This window comes from Photobacterium sp. Ph5 (genome assembly GCF_022129445.1).
GTDB lineage: Bacteria > Pseudomonadota > Gammaproteobacteria > Enterobacterales > Vibrionaceae > Photobacterium.
Genome location: NZ_JADQAQ010000006.1, coordinates 1 through 26,558 on the forward strand (window position 1 = coordinate 1; position 26,558 = coordinate 26,558).

16 protein-coding genes are annotated in these 26,558 nt (G+C 39.7%); 11 read left to right on the top strand and 5 right to left on the bottom strand.

The window, feature by feature from the left end:
- Nucleotides 1-296 precede the first annotated feature (296 nt).
- On the bottom strand, nt 297-1,649 hold the full coding sequence (locus I3259_RS03700) for an MATE family efflux transporter (RefSeq protein ID WP_238028385.1): 1,353 nt from the start codon (nt 1,647-1,649) through the stop codon (nt 297-299).
- Nucleotides 1,650-1,842: 193 nt separating this feature from the next.
- Here I3259_RS03700 and I3259_RS03705 point away from each other — a divergent pair, with 193 nt between their 5' ends.
- The 10 genes from I3259_RS03705 to I3259_RS03750 all read left to right on the top strand — a co-directional run bounded on the left by I3259_RS03705 (nt 1,843) and on the right by I3259_RS03750 (nt 14,854).
- On the top strand, nt 1,843-3,633 hold the full coding sequence (locus I3259_RS03705; RefSeq protein WP_238028386.1) for an IucA/IucC family protein: 1,791 nt from the start codon (nt 1,843-1,845) through the stop codon (nt 3,631-3,633).
- Nucleotides 3,620-5,350 (top strand): IucA/IucC family protein, encoded by a 1,731-nt coding sequence (locus I3259_RS03710; RefSeq protein WP_238028387.1) that lies wholly within the window; start codon nt 3,620-3,622, stop codon nt 5,348-5,350. Before I3259_RS03705 ends, I3259_RS03710 begins: the two co-directional genes overlap by 14 nt.
- A 10-nt stretch (nt 5,351-5,360) precedes the next feature.
- Nucleotides 5,361-6,617, top strand: coding sequence for an AMP-binding protein (locus tag I3259_RS03715; RefSeq protein WP_238028388.1), 1,257 nt, complete (start codon nt 5,361-5,363; stop codon nt 6,615-6,617).
- A gap of 9 nt (nt 6,618-6,626) precedes the next feature.
- The gene (locus I3259_RS03720) at nt 6,627-7,901 is read left to right on the top strand and encodes a DUF6005 family protein (protein WP_238028389.1); all 1,275 of its coding nucleotides are present in this window, start codon (nt 6,627-6,629) and stop codon (nt 7,899-7,901) included.
- A 1-nt stretch (nt 7,902) separates the two neighbouring features.
- The gene (locus I3259_RS03725; RefSeq protein ID WP_105059577.1) at nt 7,903-8,742 is read left to right on the top strand and encodes a TIM barrel protein; all 840 of its coding nucleotides are present in this window, start codon (nt 7,903-7,905) and stop codon (nt 8,740-8,742) included.
- Between the two features lie 131 nt (nt 8,743-8,873).
- Nucleotides 8,874-9,581: a response regulator transcription factor gene (locus I3259_RS03730; protein WP_238028390.1), complete on the top strand. Its 708-nt coding sequence runs from the start codon at nt 8,874-8,876 to the stop codon at nt 9,579-9,581.
- 147 nt (nt 9,582-9,728) lie between these two features.
- Nucleotides 9,729-11,693, top strand: coding sequence for a TonB-dependent receptor (locus tag I3259_RS03735; protein ID WP_238028391.1), 1,965 nt, complete (start codon nt 9,729-9,731; stop codon nt 11,691-11,693).
- A gap of 75 nt (nt 11,694-11,768) precedes the next feature.
- Nucleotides 11,769-12,911 (top strand): ABC transporter substrate-binding protein, encoded by a 1,143-nt coding sequence (locus I3259_RS03740; protein ID WP_238028392.1) that lies wholly within the window; start codon nt 11,769-11,771, stop codon nt 12,909-12,911.
- A 90-nt stretch (nt 12,912-13,001) separates the two neighbouring features.
- Entirely contained in the window at nt 13,002-14,078 is a 1,077-nt protein-coding gene (locus tag I3259_RS03745; RefSeq protein ID WP_238028393.1) for an iron ABC transporter permease, read from the top strand.
- Nucleotides 14,078-14,854, top strand: a complete 777-nt coding sequence (locus I3259_RS03750; RefSeq protein WP_238028394.1) for an ABC transporter ATP-binding protein — start codon at nt 14,078-14,080, stop codon at nt 14,852-14,854. Before I3259_RS03745 ends, I3259_RS03750 begins: the two co-directional genes overlap by 1 nt.
- 245 nt (nt 14,855-15,099) lie before the next feature.
- Here I3259_RS03750 and I3259_RS03755 read toward each other — a convergent pair whose 3' ends face one another.
- From I3259_RS03755 to I3259_RS03770, 4 genes are all read right to left on the bottom strand, one after another.
- Nucleotides 15,100-16,407, bottom strand: a complete 1,308-nt coding sequence (locus tag I3259_RS03755; protein WP_238028395.1) for a TolC family outer membrane protein — start codon at nt 16,405-16,407, stop codon at nt 15,100-15,102.
- 39 nt (nt 16,408-16,446) lie between these two features.
- Complete coding sequence (locus I3259_RS03760; RefSeq protein WP_238028396.1) at nt 16,447-17,829, bottom strand: HlyD family type I secretion periplasmic adaptor subunit; 1,383 nt, start codon at nt 17,827-17,829, stop codon at nt 16,447-16,449.
- A complete protein-coding gene (locus I3259_RS03765; protein WP_238028397.1) occupies nt 17,822-20,002 on the bottom strand; it encodes a type I secretion system permease/ATPase in 2,181 nt (726 codons plus the stop codon). The genes I3259_RS03760 and I3259_RS03765 overlap by 8 nt, the downstream gene beginning before the upstream one ends.
- A gap of 94 nt (nt 20,003-20,096) precedes the next feature.
- Entirely contained in the window at nt 20,097-25,157 is a 5,061-nt protein-coding gene (locus tag I3259_RS03770) for an Ig-like domain-containing protein (protein ID WP_238028398.1), read from the bottom strand.
- Nucleotides 25,158-25,520: 363 nt separating this feature from the next.
- On the opposite strand from I3259_RS03770, the gene I3259_RS03775 reads away from it, so the two are divergent.
- Nucleotides 25,521-26,501 (top strand): sugar-binding transcriptional regulator, encoded by a 981-nt coding sequence (locus I3259_RS03775; RefSeq protein ID WP_005369422.1) that lies wholly within the window; start codon nt 25,521-25,523, stop codon nt 26,499-26,501.
- Nucleotides 26,502-26,558: the final 57 nt, after the last annotated feature.

The window sequence follows — 26,558 nt, forward strand, 5'->3', positions numbered from 1 at the left end:
AGTTAAATGTATTTGAGTGAGTTGGTAGTTCAGTTGGTTAGCCTCTTTATTGGAGGGCTTAGCGGCCTGTCACGCCGGGGGGCGCGGGTTCGAGTCCCGCTTGAGCGCAAGCCCGGCCGTTCCGCCACTTATTAAGAAGCCTCGCTAGTAATAGCGAGGCTTTTTTTCGTCTGTAGAAAGTTGAAATGATAGTGTGTAGTTAAGCTTTTATTGCGAAGCTTAGGCAAGTCTTGTACTTTCGACCACTTATTTAAGATCTCAGTAGAGCTTTTTTGTATGGCTGATTATTATAAGCATCATATAGTTACCAGCTTAGACTTGTGTTTTATGCTGTGTTGGAAATGAAGGTAAAGCGTTAATGCAATAATAAAAGTGCTGAACTCTGCGATAGGTAAAGCAAAAAGAAACGGGATGCTTGGAATAAAATTTGTGAAGAGTAGAAGTAGTGATACAGGTAAAACTAACCCTCTTGATAAAGCGATAATAGATGATTGAAGAGGACAATGCATCGCTGTGAAATAACAAGATAGTAAGACATTTATTCCGCTAAAGATAAAACAGGGCCATATAACGCCAATATAACTTAATGCCAATTGATAGGCGTCAGATTCTGTATTTTCAATGAAAAGCTTCGTTATTGAATCTGATACAGACAGCGCACTTAATATTAATAGCGTACTAATACTTATCACGGTAACGGTAGCTAAAAGCATGAATTGGTTAATGCGTGTGAAATTTCTTGCTCCATAGTTTTGGCTTACCAGTATATGAAGCGCATCGATAATGCCGTAAAACAGCATCATGCTAATAAATAACATATAGTTTGCGACAGCGAAGCCTGAGATAGCGGTATTGCCCTGCTCTTTCATCAATAGCCAATGAATAGTGAAAATAACAATACCTACAGAAATTTCATTGATATATTCTGAAATCCCATTAAGTAACCCTCTGAAGTAAGGCTTCACGCTTGAATGGCAGAGCTGAAATTTAATCAACCTTTGTTTCTTAGTGAAAAAAGTACAGAGGACTAATAGCTGTATTATCTGTGCTATACCTGTTGCCCAAGCGGCCGATTGAATTCCCCACTGAAAATAGCCAAGAAAAAGAACATCAAGCATGATATTAACGATAGAGCCCAAGACTAAAGCTGTTGTTGCTAGAGTTGGAAATCCATCTACGCGTACAAAATAATATAAAACCATCGTGGTTAGTTGAATGATGAGTACGACTGATATTACTTGGAAGTAAGCTTGAGTAAGGGGGGCTAATTGTTCATCAACACCAAGAAATAAAAATAAACTCTCATTGAAAAATAAACTAATAATCGCCATCAAGGTAGCGAATAAAAAAATAGAGATTAACGATAAGGTAAAAATACCATTAGCCTCTTTATAGTTTCCTTCTCCGATAAATTTTCCTGCAGTAACTGTCCCACCAATAGCCACCATTAGACCCAATGCAAACATGAATGTGATGTAGGGAATAAGAATATTGATAGCAGCTAAAGCTTGAGGACCCAGATATTTACCTACAAAGATCCCATCGACCAAACTTGCAGTCGTAATAGCAAGTAATGCAATGAGTGCAGGAAAAGCAAACAGGAAAAAAGTACTAATGATAGGGCCTTGAGTGACCTTGTTATACGTCATGATTTTTATGTTTTATGAATGAGCTTAATTATCCATTTTGAAGCGTTTCAATCATAAGTACGAGCGTTGAAGTGCCATGTTTTGCTTCCGCATACATTTTTGTGTAACAAATGTAATCATTGTTGAAATGAGAATTAATATCATTAAGAATCTTTAACTAATTTCTTATTTATCAATAAATAGTCGGTTCAACATGATGTTAACAGCAAAAAAAATAGCTGAAGTCGCTTCATTTCAGGCCCTCTTTAATTGTTACTTAAAAGAATGTAAGCAAGATTTATGGTATCGAACTGATGCGTGGATAGAGAAAAATGAATTATGTTGTTCACCATCGTGTCAGTGGATTATTGAAATAAGCTTGCCTAAAGAACATGTGGTTATTGCCGTTGAAGTGACTTATAAAACCATTGTTGGTCGCCATGCTTTTGGTGATATTTGGTTAAAAAACAATGATGAAAATTGGTATACCATCTCTGAAAAAGAAGCTGCAATTACGCTGTTAGATTCACTTTTTGAGCAAAAGACAATGTCACTGAAAAAACAGGAACTCTTGATTCGCCTGTTAGAAAGTATGTCGCTCATGGAGTATTTTTTGGCGGAAAATATGACAAAAAATGCACCGCCTTCTCGCTGTTTTATTGATGCTGAACAGAGTTTAGTTTTTGGACATTGGCAACATCCGACGCCTAAAAGTCGTCAAGGGATGCTTGATTTTCATCATCAATATTATGCGCCTGAATTAAAAGGGGAGTTTGCACTTCATTACTTTAATGTTGCCCGCTCTTTGATTTGCCAGCGCTCAGCATTATCAATTTCAGCTGAAGAGATCATTGCTTCTTCTCTCGAAACCGCAGACTTACAAATTTCAGATGAGTTTATAGTCTTGCCTATGCATCCGCTGCAAGCGCAAAAATTATTACATGATCCTGCTATTCTGGATTTAATGACTCAGGGGCTAATTATTGATAGCGGACAGCATGGTTGTAAGTTCACAGCAACGTCCTCTGTGAGATCGCTATACAGTGCGCATTTATCTTGGATGTATAAGTTTTCGATACCTGTAAAAATTACGAATTCTCTTAGAGTAAATAAACGTCATGAACTTGATGCTGGCGTAGTTATGGTTGGGTTATATCGTAAGACGGGATTTAGTAGTGATTATCCTAGCTTTAATGTTGTGACAGATCCTGCATACGTCACCGTATTATTACCAGAGCAAGAAGAAAGTGGTTTTGAAACTATTATTCGAGAAAATCCATTTCAGGCGGGTCAAGATCAGGATGTTCTTACTATTGCAGCATTGACACAAGATCCGCTGCCAAGTCAAACATCGTTATTAGCCTCTATTATTGTTGAGTTGTCAACGAAAGAACATTGTTCTGAATCTCATGTAGCGATGCGATGGTTTGCCCGTTATTGGGATTGTGCGATAGATCCTATGATCCGTTTGTATGATGAGCATGGCATTGCTTTAGAAGCACACCAACAAAATAGCGTTATTCAATTAGAGAGTGGATACCCATCGAATTATTATTTCCGAGATAATCAAGGTTTCTATTTATCAAAAAGCTATCGTAGTTATTTAGAAGGTATGGAGCCTGAATCTAGCCGTGTTCATGACTTGTATTTTGATGATGAAATGATCTGTGAGCGATTCACTTATTATTTAATGATCAACCATCTCTTTTCGATTATTGGTCGACTAGGCGCTGATCATATTATTGATGAAGCTTTATTACTGAATTTTGTTAAGCAACGGCTCACCGCATTACATAAATCATTACTGGGTGGCGGTAAATTATTTGTCGAGCAATTACTGACAAATAAGCAATGGGCAATGAAAGCGAATTTACTGACACGTGTCCACGATGTCGATGAATTAATGGTTGAGAACGAACAGGCGATTTATTGCTACATCGATAATCCATTTATAACAGCTGATACCACAAATCAGAAAAAGGAGGTATCAGATGCCATTGCCTAATTGTCTTACGCTAGAACCTGAACAGAGAATCATTAAGCAACTTTTTGAAGCCATCATGTTTGAACAATTGGTTGAAATTGATGTTGGCTCTGAGAATGGTCACAATACGTTTACTTGGTTCATGGCGGAAAAGCATTATCACGTTCGTGGTCATATTGGCGCTTTTGGGCGTTATCGTTTAGATATTTCAACTTTAACGATTGATGGTCAGCCTCAGCTTATCTCGCAATCTTGGGAAGATATTGTTCGAGACTTGCCCGCCCTTGAGCAAGTTAAGTTATCTATTATCGAAGAGTTTAAACAAACCTCCAATTTGTGTCGCTGGAATCAAGACAATATTCCTGCTCGTGATTCACGTCGGCAGGCAAGCTTTATTGAGTTGGAAGCACAACTTGATGAAGGACATCCTTATCACCCATCTTTTAAAGCGCGAACAGGGTTTACCTTTCTTGATCATCAATGTTATGGGCCTGAAGCTGGGGAATCATTTTGTTTGCACTGGATCGCGATAAAAAGAACACATTTTCGTTCACATTTACCTGATGAGCATGATCGTTTTTGGTCTAGTGAATTAGATCAAGATCACTGGCAAACACTGAGTTTTATTTTATCTCAGCAGCAAGGAAACTGGCAGGAGTATGCTTTATTGCCTGTTCATCCTTGGCAGTGGCGTCAATTACACAAAGAAGATTTTCCATCTTTACTTGATCAGAAAATTATTATCGATTTGGGAGAGTTAGGGGACCAATATGTTGCTTCGCAATCGGTCAGAACTTTACTCAATGTAACTAATAAAGAAAAAGCCAATATCAAATTGCCATTGAATATGGTGAACACCTCTTCTAAGCGGACCTTAGCAGGTTATTCCGTTTGTTTAGCGCCAGAGATATCAACATGGCTTGAAACCATTGTTAGTCAAGACCCTGAGTTGTCAGGATTAGACATATTAGCCGAATACGCTGGCGGGATTTATGTACCGCTTGGGAAAACGGTGGAGTGTGATCCTTTAAGTGACCAACTGGCGGTTATTTTTAGAGAAAGCTTAGAAAACAAATTAGCGCCAGAGCAAACGGCAGTGCCATTTAATGCGTTGATGATGGTCGAGCAAGATGGTCAGCCATTCATTGATCATTGGATTGAAAAATATGGCTTAGTACCGTGGCTCTCGCAACTTATTGAGGTGGCAGTGATCCCAATTTGGCACTTATTGGTCAAGTATGGGGTGGGGACGGAGCCGCACGGACAAAACATGGTATTGGTTCACCGCCATGGTTGGCCTGAAAAGATTATTATTCGTGATTTTCATGAAAGTGTTGAATACCACTCAGAGTTCCTTAGTACTGAGTCTCCGGCACCTGATTTAGCATTATTAGAACCAATCTTAACCAAGGCACCTTTAGATATATTTTATGCCATGAGTTCGGTAGAGCTGCTGCGTGAATTAGTGATGGATACCTTATTCATTTATAACCTCGCAGAGGTTTCTCACCTTATTGAATGGCATTACGGTGGAACGGAAAGGCAGTTTTGGCAACTGGTTGAAAATAAGCTCGAACAGTACAGCGCAGCGCATCCAGAGCTCACTGATCGGATAGCTCAACTCGATTATCAATCTACTTCAATTGCAACAGAATCATTATTAGCTCGAAAATTTCAGGCTAAGAAACAAGAGTGTCACCATATCGTGGCGAATGCGCTTTCGTGCGCTTTTAAATAATAGGGATATTATGATTTACGTTAACGATGATTATATCGATAGTGCTTTTTTCTCACAGTGTTTCCAAATATTTTCAGCGCACCCTCAGTTAAAAGACTGTGCAGGAAAACGCGTTGCCGTGTGCCTACAAAATCCTGCTCAGCTGCTGGCACTTTGTTTATATTTAAAAAGAAATGGCGGGTCATTTTATCCTATTTTAGCCACGACTCCGCGTTTAGCGGCAAAGCGTTTAGCAGACAAAGCAAACTGCCATATCGTTATCTTTGATATTGAGCAGACGGGACTGACGCTAAAAAGAGAAGACAAAGATCAACAAGCGGTTTTAGTACAAACTAGCTCTGGGACAACAGGTGAGCCGAAAGTGATCACTCGCTCTTGGTTGTCTATTGATGAAGAAATTGAGAGTTATGTGGTAACTTTTACTGCACCTCAGTCCATGACCCCTTTAATTGCTTGTCCAATTACTCACTCTTATGGATTAATTTGTGGCGTACTTGTCGCGCTTAAGCGTGGTTTAGTGCCAGTGATCATAACCAACATTAATCCTAAATACCTATTGAGAAAATGCTTGGATAATAGTGAACACTTACTTTATTCATCACCAAGCTTACTGCATTCCCTCGTACAGCTATACCCCAAACAAGAACAGCTACATGCTGTGATGACGTCAGGAACAGTACTACCGCAAGCTTGGTTTGAAGCGATAAAGGTACGAAGTCAGTATTTATTCCAGCAATATGGCTGTTCTGAAGCAGGTTGTATTGCCGTCTGTGAAAATCCTGATTATGCCAATCAAATGGGCTTTCCCCTTCCACATTTAAGGGTATCAGCAGGGAGTGATGTAACTTCCCCGCAAGAGATCATCGTACCCAAAAATAAGCTTGATATTAATACTCAAGATCTTGGCTTTTTTGATGTGCAAGGGCAGTTATGTTTCGTTTCCCGTAGCGATGACATGATCAATGTTTCTGGGTTGAATGTGTATCCACAAGATGTGGAAAACGTTGTGATGGAATTGGCTGAAATTACAGATGCGGTGGTGTTTAAGCGTGCTGATGAGTTATCTGGTGAGCGTGTGTGTTTGCAGTTTGTGGCAGACACTATGATTGAACCAAGCCGTATTCGTCAATGGTGTCGAACGCGTTTAGCGAATCATCAGTTACCCGTTGATATAGAGCAGCGCGAGATTATCGAAAAAGCGGCAAACGGAAAGATAAATCGAAAAGCGCTTTCACAAAGTAGTGTTTCAATTGCAGCGATTGGTTAAGGAAGAAAAATGCAGCGCGAAGAAATGATCCAAGCTATCAAAAAAGTGCTTGAAGAAAATATGCAAAATAGCCATATGGCGCTTTTTAGTCCATCAGCAAAGTTGAATGAAGAGTTGTATTTAGATTCAGTGTTAATACTCCAGCTTATTTTACATTTAGAGCTCGATTTAGGATTGACCGTACCAGAGCAACATATTACAGCTGCAGATTATGCGACAGTTGCGAGCCTAGCCGACTTCCTATGCCAAGTTAACAACGAGTCAGAGCTAGAACCGAAAGAGCCTGAGGTTGAATTTGAAGATGTAAAAGTACATTGCTTTGTTAGTTGTGTGTGTGAAGCGTTAAAGAGCAAAGGCATTGATCATCGACCATTTTATTTTGCGGTATGGGATGCGACGTTTGATGTAAGTGAGCGCTACCAACTGCAATATCATAGTGACGATATTAATCACCAATTATTTATTGATTGGTACCAACGTTTGTTTGGTGGTGAGCTTATCGCTTGGTATGACAGTGAGAAAACCAAGCTCGCGAATTTAGCCACCATGAGAGCGTTACTTGGTAATAAATCGAACTCAGAGCACTTGATGGTGATGCTCGATCTTTATCACCTTCCTGAGCGTGAAAATAAATTTAATCAGAACCCATTTCCCCATTACGTTATGTTGACGGAAACAGAGACGCCAAAGCATTGGATGATGTGGGATCCTGACTTTCGTTGGCAAGGTGAAATTTCACAAGATCGTATTGAAAATGCTATCTCTCAGCCAACCGTTGAGGGAGGGTATATTTTTAATGAAAATGCTCTGCACGATGCGCCGTTAAATGTGGTGCAAGATTATTTCAAGCTTTGCTTTATTGAAGATAAAAACCCGCTAACAAATGCTGTTCGTGAAATTATTCAAGCTCACCTTGATGGAACGCAGGGGATTAGTTTGTCAGATCTCCCACTTGCTTTACGTGAATTAAAAGTTATCGCGGTGCGTAAATATGCCTACGAACATGGCTTTGCTTATTTTGGCAGAGCGTTAGGTCAAAGTGATGATGATTTTGAATATTGGTGTGATGTGATTGAAGAATTAATCCAGACCTATACCAGTATTCAGTATCAAGTAATGAAAATGGCAGAAACCAAAGATCTTAATTTATATACAGGTATTCAATACTTGTTGGATAAGCAAGACAGAACAGAAAAGCGTATTAAAAAAGGGTTATTTGATATGTATTCCGATTGGTGTGAATTAAACGACTTACCGTGTGATTCTGTAATGGAGGTTTGCTGATATGCAATTATCTATTTGTACTATTTCGTTTCGTCATCAATTAATGTCATTAGAACACTTAGCGCAATGGGCAAGAAGCCATGACTTTCAAGGTATTGAGCTTTGGGGGGTACATGCCATAAGTCTGGAGTCACAACCTCAATATGATGCTCAATGGTTAAAGGAAATGGGGCTCTCGATTTCGATGCTAAGTGATTACTTACCCTTAGTGGGGGATCCTACAGTCACTCAACAAAAGTGTGCGCATATTTGTAAGTTAGCAAATTATTGGAACACAAATAAAGTACGTACTTTTGCGGGGCATCAAGCCAGCGATAAGGTTAATAAAAATGATCGAGAAAAGCTGGTTACAAGACTACGCCATATTTGTGAATACGCGCATCAACAAGGTCTAAATGTACTTGTTGAAACCCATCCCAATACTTTAGCGGATACGACAGAGTCGATTCTGCAACTTTTAGATGAGGTTTATCATCCGGCTTTAAAAATTAATTTTGACAGCTTACATGTTTGGGAATCTGGTGCCGATATTAATTATTTCCATAATCAAATTAGTGATTTTGTCGATCATTACCACTTAAAAAATATCGCTTCCCGAGAATATTTAAACGTGTTTTCACCTGATAACGTTTATTCGCCAGCAGGTAGCCGTGAAGGAATGACACCTTTATTTGAAGGGGCATTAGATTATCAACATTTTATTGATGGATTATCTCAAAATAAAAATGCAACAGCATCACTTGAGTGGTTTGGGAATAATGTAAAGCAAACCTTGATAAATGATAAAAAAGCATTGGATAAGTTTAGTAAGAATATAAAACAAGCTGAGTTGTTATTTTAGTTTTAATTTTTATTTAACTTATATCGATAAATAGTCATTGATTATAAAAAAACGCGCGTATATTATCAGTTACCTAACTGATAGTGATAACTATTATCAATAAAATAACAGATATTTGGCTAGGGATTGGCATGAATATAGATAAGGTCCATCATTCAAGAACAATCTTAATTGTGGAACCTGATCATAATTATGGTCAGCAGTTAATTGAACTGTTTTGGCGTGAAGGTTTTGTGATCAAACGTTGTCAATCTGCACTTGAAGCTGAAAACGTTTATAAAAATGCGATAGTAGATCTTATGTTGGTCTCTAATCAATTACCTGAAATGAAGGGTTTTACGTTTTTAAAACAGTGTCGACAAGTTTCTCACATTCCTATTGTTTTATTAGCGTATAACTATAGTGATACAGAATGCGTAAACAGTTTTTTTCATGGTGTAGATGATTACATTCCACGTAAACAGCCGATTAAGGAAGTCTTGTGTCGTGTTATTGCGATTTTAAGACGTATTCAGCAGCGGCAATTACCGTCAAATAAAACCAAGTTATTAATTGTTGATGATTTGAAAATGGATAAGCAAAGCTTAGCGGTAAGTTATAAAGAAACCACATTATCAATGACACCAATTCAATTTAATTTACTTTGGACATTAGCTTTTCAACAGAATCAAGTACTGAGTAAAGACTATTTATACCGACAGGTATTGTCACGTGAGTTTAGTTTATATGACCGCAGTTTAGATATGCACTTAAGCCGAGTTCGGCGAAAATTAGTATCGGCAGGTATGCCTGTTGAGCGGCTGAAAACGGCTCATGGCGTTGGTTACAGTTTTAATTAATATAAAAAAAGCTCTTATCTAAAGGTAAGGGCTTTTTCCATATTTATTAAGTGGTTGTGAAGTTGTAACAATTGTAAAAAGTATTTACATCTTAGTGCTTAGAAGCAAAATAATGATAATTATTATCATTAACAATGGAAAATTAAGATGTTGAAAGGATGCAAATTCAAGCTGCTACCGACAACGGTTGCTGTCTCAAGTGCGTTGTTTACACAAATTGCGGTTGCCGACTCAGAAGGTGAACATGAAAAAATGGTTGTAATGGGTAACCCATTACAAGCGACAGAAGTGTTTATTGATTCTGAGCAGCTTGAACGACAACAAGCCAACGATATCAATGATATTTTCCGCACAGATCCCGAAGTCAGTATCGGTGGTGGTACTGGCGTCGCTCAAAAGATTTATGTTCGTGGTTTAGAAGATAGTCAGCTAAACGTGACTATTGATGGTGCCGTTCAATCAGGCAATATTTTCCACCACCAAGGGCGTTTATCAATAGAACCAGAATTATTGAAACAAGTTGAAGTTGCGGCGGGTGCTGGACGTGCGACAGATGGTGCGGGTGCACTGGGCGGTGCGATTCGTTTTAAAACCAAAGATGCAGAAGACATGCTGCAAGGTGACGAACGTTTTGGTGGCTTAGTGAAGGCGGGCTACTATGATAATACCGAAGGGTATAAAACTAGCGTTAGCGGCTATGGTTACCTTACTGACAACGTAAGCGTTGTTGCTACTATGGTGTATAGCGATTTAGGCAACTACACAGATGGCGATGGTAACGAGCAGCCGTTTACTGAAGCACAAAACAAAGTTGGTTTTATTAAGCTTGTTGGTGATATCACTGACGCACAAAAAATTACTTTAAGTTATGATCATCGCGATGATGAAGCGTATCGTAACTTCCGACCTCATTGGGCGGAAAGTAGAAAGAACTTCCCGCTTGATCAAGAGATGAACCGAGATACTTTCACGTTGAACTACGGTTTAAATCCTGCTGATAACCCATATCTTGAGCTAGATGTTACCGCATATAACACTGAAACTGAGCTAAAACACAAGAGTCGTCCAGACGCACCTCGTGAAACAAATAATATCGCGAAAACACACAGCTATGGCGGTGATATTCGTAACACGAGTAGCTTTAACTCGTTTGCAATCACTTATGGTGTTGATTACCGTAAAGATACAACAGATGGCACATTCTTAGCTTATAGCCCTGATACTTATGAGTTCAAAGGCACTGTCGCTGGCGTGTATGTACAGAGTGATTTCCGTATTGTTGAGCCGTTACTATTAAGTGTTGGTGGTCGTTACGATACATATGAATTAGAAGATTCTTACGGTACAGAAGTCGATCATTCAGGCTTTAGCCCTAATGTTAGCCTAAACTACAGCGTTATACCTGGCTTGAATGTTTATGCAGGTTACGCAGAAGCTTTCCGTGGCGCACAGATCCCTGATTCATTTATGACTGATATTGAGTTAGATCCAAACCGTAAAGCAGAGCGAGCACATAATACTGAGGTAGGTGCGAGCTGGGTAAACGGTGGTCTTAATTTATCTGCAACGGCATACATTAATAAAATTGACGATGTGGTCGGTAAAAGTGCGAAAAACCAAGGCGACTTAGAAACCAAAGGCTTCACTGCGCGTGCTGGCTACACCTTCAATGATTTAAGTATGTCATTAAGCTTCAACCACTCTCGCTCAGATCTTGATGGTCAACGTTTAATTGATGAAAACTTTGGTATCGGTACCTCTACGGGTGATACATGGGTTGCGGATATTAATTACTATGTACTTGATAACTTGTTAATTGGTTATACAGGTCGCTATGTTGATCGTCTTGATGATGCGGTAGAAGTGGTTGAAATCTATAAAGGTGAGGAGTACGTCACTAACTATAGTGAAAAGCCAGGTTATGCCGTTCATGATATTTACAGCCAGTGGCAACCATTATCGGGCGAAGAGTTAACGCTCTCGCTGGCAGTTAAAAATCTCTTTGATAAAGATTATCGTGATCATGCTAGCTACGGTGATGTAAACGCTATTGCGAGTGCACCACGCGAGCCGGGTCGTGATATCCGCTTTAATGTTGCGTATGCCTTTTAAATAAATGAACAAGGAGAGACAGATGTCTCTCCTTTTGTCGTTTAAGGCTAGGTGAATGTGATCAAAGGGAAAGTTATGCCGCAATTTCTATCAATAAAAAATCGTCTTACTGCACTGCTCAGTGTTTGCTTGGTTTTATTTAGTACTCACAGTGTAGCTAAAAGCATCACTGTAACGGATTTAGCTGGGCGAGAAGTCGTAATATCTCAACCAGTTGAAAGATTACTGTTAAGTGAAAGTCGCTATATTCCCGCGTTAGCGATTTTAGAAGGCGATCAAGTGTTATCTCGCATTGTCGGTATGATGGGAGACATGAAGTTAGTGGATCCTGATTCTTATCAACAATATCAAACCGCGTTTCCTAACATCGATAATATTCCTCTGTTTGGTAAAGGCGCAACTGAGAGTTTTAGTTTAGAAACCGCATTAGCGCTTAAAGCGGATGTGGCTTTTTTAGGTGTAGAAGGTCATGGGCCTAATGCGCGAAATAGCGAAATTATTGAAATTTTAGAGCGTGCGGGTGTAACGGTTGTCTTTATCGATTTTCGCAAAGATCCGGTGAAAAATACCTTACGCAGCCTAGAAGTTATGGGCAAAGTACTTGGTCGTGAAGCGCAAGCGAAAAGCTATATTCAATTTTATAACCAAGAATTAGATAAGGTGAAGCAAGGTCTTGCCACGGTAAAACCTGAAGATGTCCCGACAGTCTTTCTTCATAGCCGTGTAGGCGTTAACGGTGAATGTTGTGAGACCATGGCACGAGGGATGGTTGCTCAAATGCTTGACTTTATTGGGGTGAAGAATATGGCGCAGCCATTACTTCCGGGATCTGTGGGCGTATTAAATCAAGAGTATTTATTAACGCATCAGCCTGATATTTATATTGGTACCGCTGTTGGTTCAACCCAAACTCAAAAAGAAGCACCGCAATATATCGTTCTTGGTACCAGTATTAGTGCCAAAGTAGCGCACCAGTCTTTGGCTGCCATTACTCAACGGCCGCCACTTAATCAATTAACCGCAGTGAAAAATAAACGGGCTTATTCTATCTGGCACCATTTTTATAATACGCCGCTCAATATTGTTGCTATTCAGACGTTTGCTAAATGGGCCTACCCAAAAACGTTTGCTGAGCTCTCACCACAAAAAACATTAGAAACACTATATCGTGATTACCAGCCAGTGCCTCTTAATGGTACTTACTGGATGGCGTTATAAATTAAATATCAGTGTTGTTTTAATTAATTCAATGAGCCGGATGACGTCACTGTTATCCGGTTTTTGGCTTTGTAAGATAAAGGAAATATCATGAAATCAGCCACATTAAGTGTTGATGAAAACCATCAAACAACCAGTTTGTCGCAGTGTTATCGGCGCTTTGTGATTAAACGAATTCTCTTGTTAAGTATGATGGCGATAGCACTTGTCATTGCATGGGTTATTGATACTGCAACCGGCCCGTCTCAAATTGGCTTAAACCATATTTTTTCCGCGCTCTTTCAGCCTGAAGTACTCGATCCCGTCCAACAAGTTATTATTTTTGATGTCAGGATCCCTTACGCTTTAATGGCCATTGTTGTTGGTGCGGCATTAGGGTTAGCGGGGGCTGAAATGCAAACCTCTTTAAATAACCCGTTAGCAAGTCCGTTTACCTTAGGCATTGGTGCGGCTGCAACATTAGGCGCGGCGGTTGCTATCTTATTTGACTGGTCATGGTTACCGTTTCGCTTTGACTACATTTTGCCTTTGTTTGCTTTTGCTTTTGCGCTTTTAGCATCACTGCTGGTGGTGGTGTTATCACGAAGCCAAGGCGCATCGGTCAATACCGTGATCTTGTTTGGTATTTCACTCTTTTTTGCCCTTAACGCCTTAGTCAGTTTATTAATGTTTGTCGCAGACAGTAATGCTTTACAACAGATAGTGTTTTGGACCATGGGCAGTTTGGTGCGAGCAAATAACGAAAAAGTGTTGATTGTCGCGCTTGTCTTTGCGGTGTGTTTCCCGCTTTCTATGCGTCAAGCATGGGCGATGACTGCGATTCGCTCGGGAGAGGATCAAGCAAGAAGTATCGGTATTCGCGTAGAACGCATGCGCTTAATGGTGCTGTTGAGAGTGAGCTTATTAACGGCTGTCGCTGTGGCGTTTGTGGGGGAAATTGGCTTTGTTGGGTTAGTCGGTCCTCATATAACAAGAATGTTATTAGGCGAAGATCATCGTTTTTTTCTTCCGGGTAGTGCCATTGCCGGTGCATTGTTGTTATCGCTGGCTTCTATCGCTAGTAAGAGTTTGATCCCAGGTGTGATTTTACCGATTGGAATCGTAACATCATTAATTGGTATTCCATTCTTCATGAGCCTTATTTTATCGAGTAAAGGGAAGTTGTAATGTCATTAAATATTAATAGCCTCACAACGGGGTATGGTCAGCAAAAGATCATTGAGCAACTTTCTGTTGAGCCGATCCAAAATGGTGAATTGGTGGCAGTATTAGGACCTAATGGGGTAGGTAAATCGACATTGCTCAAAGCGATAGCACGATTACAAAAATATCAAGGTGATGTGTCTCTTGATGGCGAAATATTAAGTCAGTTAGCCCTTAGCGAAAGTGCCAGAAGAATAGGTTACTTGCCACAAACACTGCCTCAGGCAAGCAGTCTTGTTGCTTATGAAATTGTATTTAGTGCTTGTCGCGCGGTAAAACCCGAACTGAGTAAAAGTTATATTGAGAAAATCATTGAAAAAATATTTTCCCAATTAGGAATAACCCATTTAGCACTTAAACAGCTTGCACAAATGTCGGGGGGGCAGCGACAGATGATCGGATTAGCGCAAGTGCTGATTCGAGAGCCTCGATTATTATTACTTGATGAGCCAACCAGTGCGTTAGATCTGCATTGGCAAATTAGTGTACTTCAGGCTGTAAAACAAAATTTGGCGCAAACAGGCGGCATTGGTCTTGTCGCGATCCATGACATAAATTTAGCATTACGTTTTTGCGATAAAGTGTTGGTTCTCAGCCCTGATGGATTGGTCGTGATGGGCAAAGGAGAGCAAGTGTTAACAGCAGAGGTATTACGTAAAGCCTATGGTGTCAAAGGACGAGTTGAGCAGTGTTCGCAAGGTTATCCGATCGTGCTGGTGGATGAAGCGATGAGTGCGTAATTAATTGCGTGCAGACTTTTTAGCTTTAGGTATATATAAGGTAAAAAGCTGTACGCAATATTAAGTGTTTTTATATCAGTTGGTTATGTTTGATTTTAGACATAAGCCTACAGGTGGTAAAAAACACGTTCACTTTTGTGCTGTTTTTAATAGTGAAAGGTGTACATAAGAAGTGATCCTCTTTAGCGGTGTCTTTTCAGCGCTTCCTAGAATCACGTCTCTATCATTTAATGGTGAATTTCGGCTTAATTATTCATCCATGAGTCAGGTACCTGTATTTTATTTGCTGGTAGTAATTGTCCTGTTGCATTTAAGATACGGTAGTAAGCGATCGTCTTATCGCTTTCGGATTTTAAGTAATCTTTACGTGCTTCAAATAACTCGTTTTCAGCATCAAGTAAATCAACTAATGATCGCTGTCCTAACTTAAATTGTTGTGCGTAACTTGCTTGTGTGTCTTTAGCTGCATTAATATGTTGTTTAATATAGTCAAGTTGTTCATATACATATTGGTAAGCGTTCCAAGCCAGCGTGGTACCTTCTACAACTTGTCGATAAGTATAAGCTTCTGCGTCTTTTGAGTCTGATAGGCGGTATGCTAGTTCTCTTTCTTTGGCCATGTCTTTACCGCCTTTAAATAAGTTATATCGCATTTCAATTGTGGCATATGCCTGTTGCTTCGAGTTATCAAAACTATGATGTCTATCATAAGACTTATCTGACCAATCTTTTCCTAGCTCTAAATCAAATTGTGGTAGATAGTTTGATTTTACTGAATTTTGGTCGGCATGAATTGCATTTATGTTACTTAATGCTGCGTGAATCGTTGGATGATTTTTTTCTGCAACTTGAATAGCATTATGTAGCGATTTAGGCATTACTGACATATTGAGGCTTGGTACTGTTAAGTCGGTTGGTTGTTCGTTTGTAACAACAATATATTCAGCACGTGCGTCTGCTAGATTGTTTTTTGCAGCAATTAAATTTGAACGAGCACGAGCTAAACGACCTCTGATTTGAGAAAGATCGGCAACGGAGCCTAAACCTGATTCTGTTTTTTCTTTAATACGTTGATAAATGTTTTTATGTTTTTCAACGTTGTTATTGGCAAGTGTTACCATCTTTTCTGCTTCAATATAGTGCATGTAAGCCTTAGCCACTTGTAGTGCCGTATCTTCTGCCATTGAAATCATGACCCATTGCTTAGCAAGGGTTTGATTATTTAATTTTTCTACTTGGTGCGTGGTGTAAAGACCATTAAAGATATTTTGGTGCAAGTTAAGACTAATATCGCCAGAGTAAGACTGTAAATTTTTGCTGTCTTTATCATCTGTGTTATCTGAGCGATAACTTGAATGTAAATCAAGGCTAGGTAAGTAATCAGCTTTTTCTTGGGCGATTTGTTGTGCACTGGCTTTGTATTGATGCAAGGCTTGTAATACTTTTGGATTCGTTTGAATAGTATGAGACATGGCTTGCTCTAATGTTTCAGCTGATGCTGTTTGTGAAAAGAGAGCTGAAACGATAGTCAGTGTGATGATATTTTTTTTCATGAGTTATTGCCGCTGTTTTATTGCAAAAAAATGAGTAAGTTATCTTTCTTGGAATGCCATATCTTTGGCACGAAGAATCGGGTTTAGAATGTAATCTAAAATGCTGCGTTTCCCGGTGATCACATCTACGGATGTCAGCATGCCGGGAATAATTGGCATCGGTGTACCATCTTTTTTGATCAGGCTAGAGTGCTTGGTTCTTACCTTGATGATGTAGTAACTGTTGCCTTTGTTATCTTGCGAAGTATCGGCACTGATGTTTTCTACCATGCCTTTTAGCCCGCCATAACGAGTAAAGTTATAAGCACTGACTTTGACGACAGCAGGTAGTCCTGGATGCAAAAAGGCAATGTCTTTTGGTGCAATCTTGGCTTCAATCAATAGCTGATCTTCGGTAGGAACGATTTCTAAAATATCGACCCCCGGTTTGATAACACCACCAATCGTGTTTATTTTGATTGATTTAATAGTGCCGTTTACCGGGGAGGTAATAACAGCTTTGTCGACTTTATCTTTTGCGCCAACTTGTGCTTCTGTTAAGCGAGAAAGGCGAGCGCTCAATTCGTTGATCTTTTGGCGTACATCCTTTCTGTAATTGAGTACCGCTTCTTGGCGTTTTAGGATCGCTTCATCCTGCGCTGATTTCGCCTTTTCAATTTGGCTATATAGCTTTGAACGTTCGCCTTTCATGTCATTCACTTTACGCTGCAATTGCAACATATCGACTTCTGATACAATGCCTTTTTTCGCCATAGGGATAGTCATGTTCAGCTCTTGATGAATCAGGCTTAAGCTGTTTTTTAGCGTGCTTAATTGCAGTGCTAGGGTGTGACTTTCCTGCTCTTTTTGAATGACCTGACGACCAAGAATATCGAGCTGATTAGAAAACTCTGCCATTCGGCTTTGATACTCTTCTTTTTGCTGCTGTACGAGGTGCTGCTCTGTTTTTTCGAGATCGGCAGAGAACTGTAACGGGGTCGTATTCATGGTGACTTGCTTACGCCAGTCCGGTTCGTTTTGATCTATAGCGATGCTTTTTAACTCGTGCTGAAGACGTGTGATATTGGCATTTAAGCTATCCACTTCATCTTCTTGTTGGGCGAAATCAGATAAAAAGCGGGTGTCGTCGATGCGAGCGAGCGGTTGCCCTTTTTTGACCTGCATTCCTTCCTTTACATACATAGCTTCTAAAATACCGCCATCCAAACTTTGAATGATTTGGACTTGTGACGAGGGGATCACTTTGCCGTTACCACGGGTAACTTGGTCAACATTGGCAAAATAGGCCCATACAATGAAGGCAAAGATCATGGCGCAAAAAATACGGATAACCATGCGATGTAAGCGAGGAGATTCCATTAGCATGGCGCTATAGAGATCATCTGCCATCGCTAATTCGTCAGGCGTGTGTTGATTATTCATGGTGTGCAGCTCCTGTTGTTACGCCTTGACTCAGTTGTTGAAGCACTTGATCTCGAGGACCATTAGCAATGATGTGGCCTTTGTCGAGCACGATGATCCGATCGACTAATTGCAGTAGGGACATTTTGTGGGTGATCAAAATAAGGGTGCGTTGCTGAGACACTCTTGTCATGTTGTGGATAAATTGCTTTTCAGCAGAGGCATCCATACTGGCGGTAGGTTCATCCATGAGTAGGATGGAAGGATCGGCTAAAATGGCACGGGCAAGTACAACAGCTTGTCGTTGTCCACGAGATAGCGCAGCACCGCTTTCACCGACTTGTTTATCTAACCCTTCATTGTTCTCTGCGGTAAATTGTGCGACGCCTGAAAGATGGATTGCACGTAGCAATTGATGCTCGGTAACTTGGCGTTTACCAAACATAATGTTGTCGCGGATAGTGCCGTGGATCAGCGTGATGTCTTGTGGCATGTAACCGATATTACGACGTAGATCGGCTGGGTGAATTTGCTTTGATTCCACGCCATCAAACAGGAGATGTCCCGCAGTTGGCTGATAGAGTCCAGCTAACATTTTGGCAAGAGAGCTTTTGCCTGAACCGTTTTTCCCTAAGATAGCAACACGTTCACCGGGATTAATGGTGAAAGAGGTCGGTGCGAGGATCGCTTCATCACTGTTTGGATAAGTAAATTCAATATGATTAGCGGTGATTTTTCCCTGTAGTCGTTGGCGATTGATCAAATGTCCTTTTTCTGAAAACTCGTCTTCTTGCTGCATGATCATATCGAGTTGACGCAATGCCGTGGCGGTTTGGTTGCCACGGGTTAGTAGGCTAGCGAGCTGTGCCATAGGTGACACTACTCGACCAGATAACATGACGGCTGCGATAATGCCACCCATTGAAATATGCCCAGCAGAGACTTGGTAAACACCTAAGATCACAACAAAAATAGATGTTAGCTGAGTAATATAAGTAGCAAGGTAAGAGACTGAATTAGAAAGCTCTTTGATTTTAAGTTGCCAGTCTGCGGTGTGGGCAATCATTTGTTGCCATGTATGCTGCATGATCCCTTCTGCAACATTGGATTTAATAGATTCAATCGCACTTAAACTTTCAATTAAGTGGGCGTTTTTAAGGCTAGAGAATTTATTCGACTCTTCTACGGCACGCTTTAATTTAGGTTGGATATAAGCTGTGTACAGCAAAATCACAACGCCAGAAAGCAGTGGGATCACCGCTAAATTGCCAGAGACAAAATAGATAATAAATAAGAACAATAGTGCAAATGGTAAATCAACCAAGGTAGTGATGGTGGCTGATGTCAGCATGTCTCGTACGCTATCAAATTCACTCAATTGTTTTGCCATGCCACCCACGGACGGGGATTTTTTCTCAAGCGGCATGTTCATCGCTTTGGCAAATAAGCGTGATGAGACGATCACGTCGATTTTTTTACCTGCGATATCAATTAAGTAGCTTCGCATATGGCGAATAATAAAATCGAAGGTGAAAGCGACAATAGCACCTGTTGCCAGCACCCAAAGCGATTCAAAGGCAAGGTTAGGTAAGATCTTGTCGTACACATTCATCATAAATAGTGGTGAGATGAGTACGAATAGGTTGATTAATATCGAAGCAAATAAAGCATCACGATAAATAGGGCTGGCTTCTTTGATCATTACCCATAGCCAATGGCCTTCATTGACATGTAAGTGGGTATCGATACTTTTATCGCCACGCAGTTGTTTCTTAATTAAAAACGCATAGCCGGTATAAAGTACATTTAATTCATCGAGGGTGATTTCGGTTTCACCGCCATTTTCGGGTAATTGAATAATGGCTTTGTTTTCATCGTTATCAATGGAATACAACATACAGGCACGTTTATCTTCTAATAATAAAACGCACGGCATTGAAATCGCTGAAATAGTTGTTAGTGGCTTTCTAAGAAGTTTGGCTTTAAGCCCTGCACGAGTGGCTGCTTGAGGGAAAATATCAGGCGTTAACCAAGCATTAGACAGGGGTAACCCTGCGACTAATGCCTCGCCAGAGCAAGGATTACCGTAATATTCTGAGAGTAATACTAAGGCATCTAATAATGGATCTTCGGTAACGGATTGTGAGGCGGAAATATGCCATTGCTCATTTTGATTAACGGTCGTTGATACCACAGAAGGTTCTCTTACTTTTATTTAAATACGACAAATGGGAATAGATAAAAATCTATTCCCATTATTAAATGTTGATGCTAATTAATTAGATGAATTAACAAATGGCATCGTGGTGGTGATAAGTATCTAAAGCCACATTATCAGATGCGGCATGATGGCTATCATGGGCAAAGATCGCTTTTGCTTCGTTGCTATCAAGGAGGTGATTGGTGATCACACCTGCGTTTTTGATGAAAGTTTCAGTATTGGTATTTTTCAAGACAATGTTTAATTCATCATGATGCGCATCGACTTGTCCTTGGCTCTCAATGGTAATGAGTGTGTCGTTACCTTTACCTGAGAGAGATAACACATCTTCAATTGATGCTGAGTTATGGATCAAATCAGACAGATCTAACTTATCGTGGTGAACATCGAAATCTGTGATGGTATCGGTTTCACGGTATAGGCTTTGGTTAGCAAATTTAAAGGTATCATTACCTTCGCCACCCGTTAGCGTATCGTTACCAAGACCACCTGCTAGGATGTCATTACCTTGGCCACCAAATAGCATGTCATCACCAAAGTTGCCATGTAGGGTATCGTTTCCTTGACCACCAAGTAACGTATCATTGCCAAAGTAGCCTTGTAGTTTATCGTTACCACCCTGACCAAAAATAATATCGTTACCATAACCGCCTTTGATGCTGTCATTACCGTCATGATCATTTGAAAGATCAAATGCATTCACATGGTGCTTGATAGCATCTGTAATATCAGACGCTTCTAGAGTACTTGCAGGTTTTCCTGATAGTTGAGCAACATGTTCTTTAAGGGCGCTATAGCCTTGCTCACCGTTAAAGTTAATGCTATCACCAAAAAGAATGTCATCACCTGAATAACCATTAATGATGTCATTACCCTGTACACTTACATCACCTAGCATGAGATGAGCGATATTATTAGGATCAATGCCAGCAAGAGCCGTATGATCCGTATCATAAGGGTTTAAGTCTTCTGTATTAATATCGTGATTAATACCAATAGCTTCGACAGGTGATAATTCAGCTAACTTGTGAAATGCTTGCTGCGCGTACTCTTTTGCGCCTTCTATATTGGAGAACCAGTGGTGGTTATCAGTTGTTGGTTTACCGTCAGTTAATAAGTAAGTAATGTTGTTGTAATGTGTTTTATTCGCGTTTTGTTGTGTAAACCAAGTTGTTGCATGGTTAAACGCATCTTCATAATTGGTACCATTAAAAAGGTCGTGAATTTTATTAAAGAACCCTTTGGAGTACTCATCAATCAATGAATGTGCTTTATAATCAGATAAATTAATATTTACTGTTGTGGCATAGCCGTTCATTGCAATAAGAGATATATTAATATCACCGTATTTAACGCCATTATGGTTAGCATTTGCGACAGTATCTTTTAAATTCATCAATACTGTATCTATCTGTTTTAATGCTGCTGTATAAGCATCAGAACTGCCATTGTACATGCTACTTGATGTATCTAAGATAAATGCAATATTGGTTTCTTCACCTTGGGTTAATTGAATCCCTTTAGTATCACCAATAATAATATCATTAGTAATTTCGTGGTGCGCATCACCAATAATTACATTATCTGCATTTGCGTTAACTGCTGCGATATCGTGTACTGTGTTGTGAGTAGCAGCATCTTGTAAATTGACGTTAATAGAAAGGCGGTTACTTATCTCATCGTTATGGTCGACAACATCAAGTCCAAATGTTTTCGCACCATTTAAGCCATCAAAATCTTCAGCTTTATTGATGTAATGCAAGCTGCGTAGTGCCGCTTCAAAGTCATTATTGCTCACCTCACCATTAGCAATTAGCTCCCAACGACCAGTTAGTTGATGTGTATTTACATCAGTATATGGTGCTACTTTTAGGGTAAAGTGTGCAGAGAATGCATCATCTAAGGTTAGGTGATCATGTTCGATATCAAAACCATTACGACCATCATTATTCACATCTGGTGTAATAGTGATAGTTGCACTTTTTATTCCATTTTCACCGGCAAGATTGATATTAGACAGTAATGCCATTCCTTTGCTATTTTCACTGAATACGCCAGTAGTAGCATTTTCAAATATCCAGCCATGGTGGTTCATATTATCCGTATAGATGAATGGTGTTGTATCCACATTATTTTGCGCAAACTCACTTATTGCATGTAGTGCCGTTGCTTGTTGATGCATCACGACATTTACTGACAGTGTTTTATTTACCGCATTTTGATCATCAACCACATTGATGCCAAAAGATTTAGCTCCATTGAGACCTGTCATACTGTCAGCAGTATTGCTGTAAGTCAGTGTTTGTAGCGCATGTTGGAAGTCTTCAACACATGGGTTAGTGCCTGCTTTAGCAACGAGTGTCCATGTTGCTTGAGCACTGTTGTGATCTGCAGTTAAAGTGAAAGTATCTTCTAGGGATTTTGCTAGTGTGAAGTGATCATGATCTGCATCAAAGCCGTTGTGATCTTTGCTCGCATTCATGCTAATAACAACACGAGAAAGATGTTGGCTATCTACGTCAGTCAGTTTTATATCAGACAGTAATGCTTGCTCGCCAGTCCCTTCGTGGTAACTACGTGTGATCCAGCCATTTTGCACATCATCAGCAGTTGTGATAGGCGCATCATTCATTAATAGGTTTACAGAAAATGCTTTATTTAGTGCATGCTGATCATCCATAACATTGATGCCAAATGATTTAGCTGCATTTAATCCTGTCATGCTGTTAGCTGTATTTTCGTAACATAGTGCATGCAGTGCATTTTGGTAGTCTTCAACCGTTGTATATGCAGGATCTGTCGCCTGTAGTGTCCATGTCGCAGCGTTGTCATCATGAGCTGCTGTTAGGATAAATTTATGAGCTAGCTCTGGCGGTAAGCTGAAATGATCATGTATGGCATCAAAAGCATTATGATCTTTGCTTGCATCCATAGTGATAACAATACGATCAAGGTGTTCGCTATCAACATCTTTTAAGGCAATATCTGTTAGTAGCTGCTGAGGACCTGCATTTTCACTGTAAGTGCGAGTGATCCAGCCATTTTGCATATCGTCAGTTGCAGTGATTGGCGCATCGTTCATGATAACATTGATAGAGAAAGCATCGTTCGCTGCATGGTGATCATCAAAGACGTTAATACCGAAAGATTTTGCACCGTTAAGACCCGTCATGGATTCTGCAGTATTTTCGTAGCTAATTGACTGTAGTGCCGCTTGGAAATCTTGCACGCTTAGCTGTGCGCCATTTTTTGTTGCTAGTGTCCATACCGCAGCACCATCTTCAACGTGCTGAACGAGGGTAAATTTATCGGCAAAAGCAGCATCTAAAGTAAAGTGATCATGCGCAGCATCGAAGCGATTAACATTACCCTCTGTTGTCATGGTGATCTCAACATAAGATAAATGCTGGCTATCAACATCTTGTAACGTAACGTTAGACAGTAATTGCTGTGGACCTGCGTTTTCACTGTAAGTGCGAGTGATCCAGCCATTTTGTACATCATCCGCCGTTGCGAGAGGTGCATCATTAACGTTATTCATAATAACGTTCACAGAGAAAGCATCATTTGCGGCATGGTGATCATCAAAGACATTGATACCAAAAGACTTCGCACCGTTAAGTCCCGTCATGGAGTCTGCGGTATTTTCATAGCTAATTGACTGTAGTGCGGCTTGGAAATCTTGCACACTTAACTGAGCGCCATTTTTAGCTGCTAGTGTCCATACTGCAGCACCATTTTCAACGTGTTGAACGAGTGTAAATTGATCGGCAAATTTAGGAGAAAGAGTAAAATGATCGTGTGCAGCGTCAAAGCGGTTGAAGTTTCCTTCAGTCGTCATGGTGATTTCAACATAAGATAAATGTTGGCTATCCACATCACTAAGCGTTACGTGTGATAATAATTGCTGTTGGCCTGAATTTTCAGTGTAGTGGCACGTGATCCAACCGTCTTTTGCCTCATCTGCTGTAGCAATAGGTGAGTCATTCACATTAATAGGATCAAGTTTGATACTTAGACGGTTACTAAAGGCATTGTGATCATCGTAAACATCAAGACCAAGTGACTTTAAGCCATTAAGGCCTGTCATTGATTCTGAGGTATTAATGTACTGCACTGAACGAATTGCTTGTTCGAAATCATGAATAGATGCAGGTGCACCATCTTTGGTTGTTAAGATCCAGCTACCAGCATCTTTTGAATAATCAAATGATTGGATTAACTGGAACTTACTATTCATTGAAGCATCCAGTTGTAGGTACTCATGTGCAGCATCGTAGCCGTTAATACCATCGTGATTCACATCAGGCGTAATAGTGAAAATAGCTTTAGTTAATGTTTTGCTATCAACATCTGAAATTGTGGCATTTGGGATCAGGTATTGCGCACCTGTACCTTCTGTATATTGGGTGTAAATGTAGTTGTTTTTATTAGCATCGGGTGTTGTTAAATGTGGAGCATCGTTCATAGGAGTGACGTCTATATTGATAGTGTGAACCGAATTGGATGTTTCACCTTTTATGGTGAAATCGAATGAAGCATCACCATTGAAGTTTTTATCTGGGGTAAAAGTGATCGCTCCATTGTTATTAATGTGGAGTTGACCATGAGAAAGTGAAACATCTTGTTTTTCACCTGATAGACGAATGTTATTAATACTGACAATTTCGTTATTATTGGTATTAATATTTAACAATAAGCTATTATCTTCTTTTATTGAGTAATAATCTTTTGTGTCTGAATTATTAAATGGTGTTTCATTGATATGATTATTAATATTTAGCTTTGATAATGATTGGGCATATTCATTATTGTTTAAGTCGCTACTTATTTCGCTATTTGGTGTTGTTGCAATAACTTCATTATTATTTCTTTCAATAGTGACATAGCCAAAATCACCACCGCCATTTACAGTATGACCTGCACTAGGTGCTGCTAATTGTGTTGGGTCTTTTCCGTCAAGAATATAAGAGTAAAGTGTGTTTAAATCAGATGGAGTAGTGTGTACAAGTGCATTGTTGCTTTGATTATTCACTGAATGGTTAATAGTATTGATGGTACTGTAACTATCTGAATTTATATTGGTATTTAAGGGGTGTTCTTTGTTGGCTAAGAGTGACGGTTTCATTTGCTATCCCTGATAAGATAAATGAAAAGTAATGATTGATAATAATTTGTATGTATCAAATGGCATATATTATTCTCTAGCAGGATAGGTGTGAAGTTGCATTCTTGTTTTGGTTGTTAATCTTAATAAATTAAGCGTGTTTAAATATGGTTTGATTAATATATAATCCATATTTTAAAATATAGATATGATTGTTATTTTAAATTTAACTGTCATTACTTAAATATAAATAATAGAAGTATTGTTAAATTATTTTTAGGTATTTAACTCGCTCTGTTATTAAAAATAATTAATCATCTTATTATTGATTGAAAAGTGTTAAAATTATTAAGTTAATCGTATTGCAATAGAGTGAGGATTAAAATGAGCATAAGCAGTACTGACAGTAACCATGTAGACAGTGATTTACTTACCGAGATCGCTATTGCTTATTATCAGGATGGTGCTACTCAAGAAGAGATCTCTCAGCGTTTTGGTATGTCTCGCGCTAAAGTCGGTCGTTTACTGCGTCGCGCGCGTGATGAAGGGGTAGTGGAAATTACCGTTAAATATCACCCTGTTTTTAGTGAAAAGTTAGAGCAGCAATTAATTGAGCGCTTTAATTTAAAACGCGCATTGGTTGCACTTGATCAGCCTGATGATGAAACCCAACGTCAGCAAGTGGCAAGTCTGGTTTCGAGCTACCTAACGACGACATTAACTGATGATATGGTGGTTGCGGTTGGACAGGGACGCAATATCGCGTCTATTGCTAATCATGTTGGTGTTGTCCCGCACCGTAAATGTCGTTTTGTTTCTGGTATTGGTGGTACGCACCGTTCAGGTAATGCGATTAATGCCGATCATATTTGTCGCCAATTAGCGAAAAAATATGATGGTATTAGTGAAACCTTGTATGCCCCAGCTTATGTTGACGACATCATTGTGAAAGAAGCATTTATGAAAAATGGTACGGTAAAAGAAACCTTAGATCGTGCTCGTCGTGCTGACTTAGCGTTGGTTGGCGTCGGCGACATGAATGAAAATAGCCATATGGTGAAGTTAGGTTGGTTCACACCGCAAGAAATTGTAGAAGCCCGTATTCGTAAAGGTGTGGTCGGTGATATTGCGGGTTATGACTTTTTTGATAGCCACGGAAAACAAGCCGATACTATGATGAGTGATCGTGTTATTGGTTTAACCATGGAAGAGCTACGAAATATTCCTACGGTTGTGGTAACGGCAGCAGAAAATAGTAAAGCCTTAGCACTATTAGGGGCGCTGCGTTCTGGGGTTGTTGATGTATTAGCAACCAGTGTAAGTAATGCGCTCACTATTTTAAATTTAGATCAACAAATGAAGTAGTTTGATATTTAATCAGTTGATCTTAAAAATAAACGGCTATCACTGAAAGATGGTGAT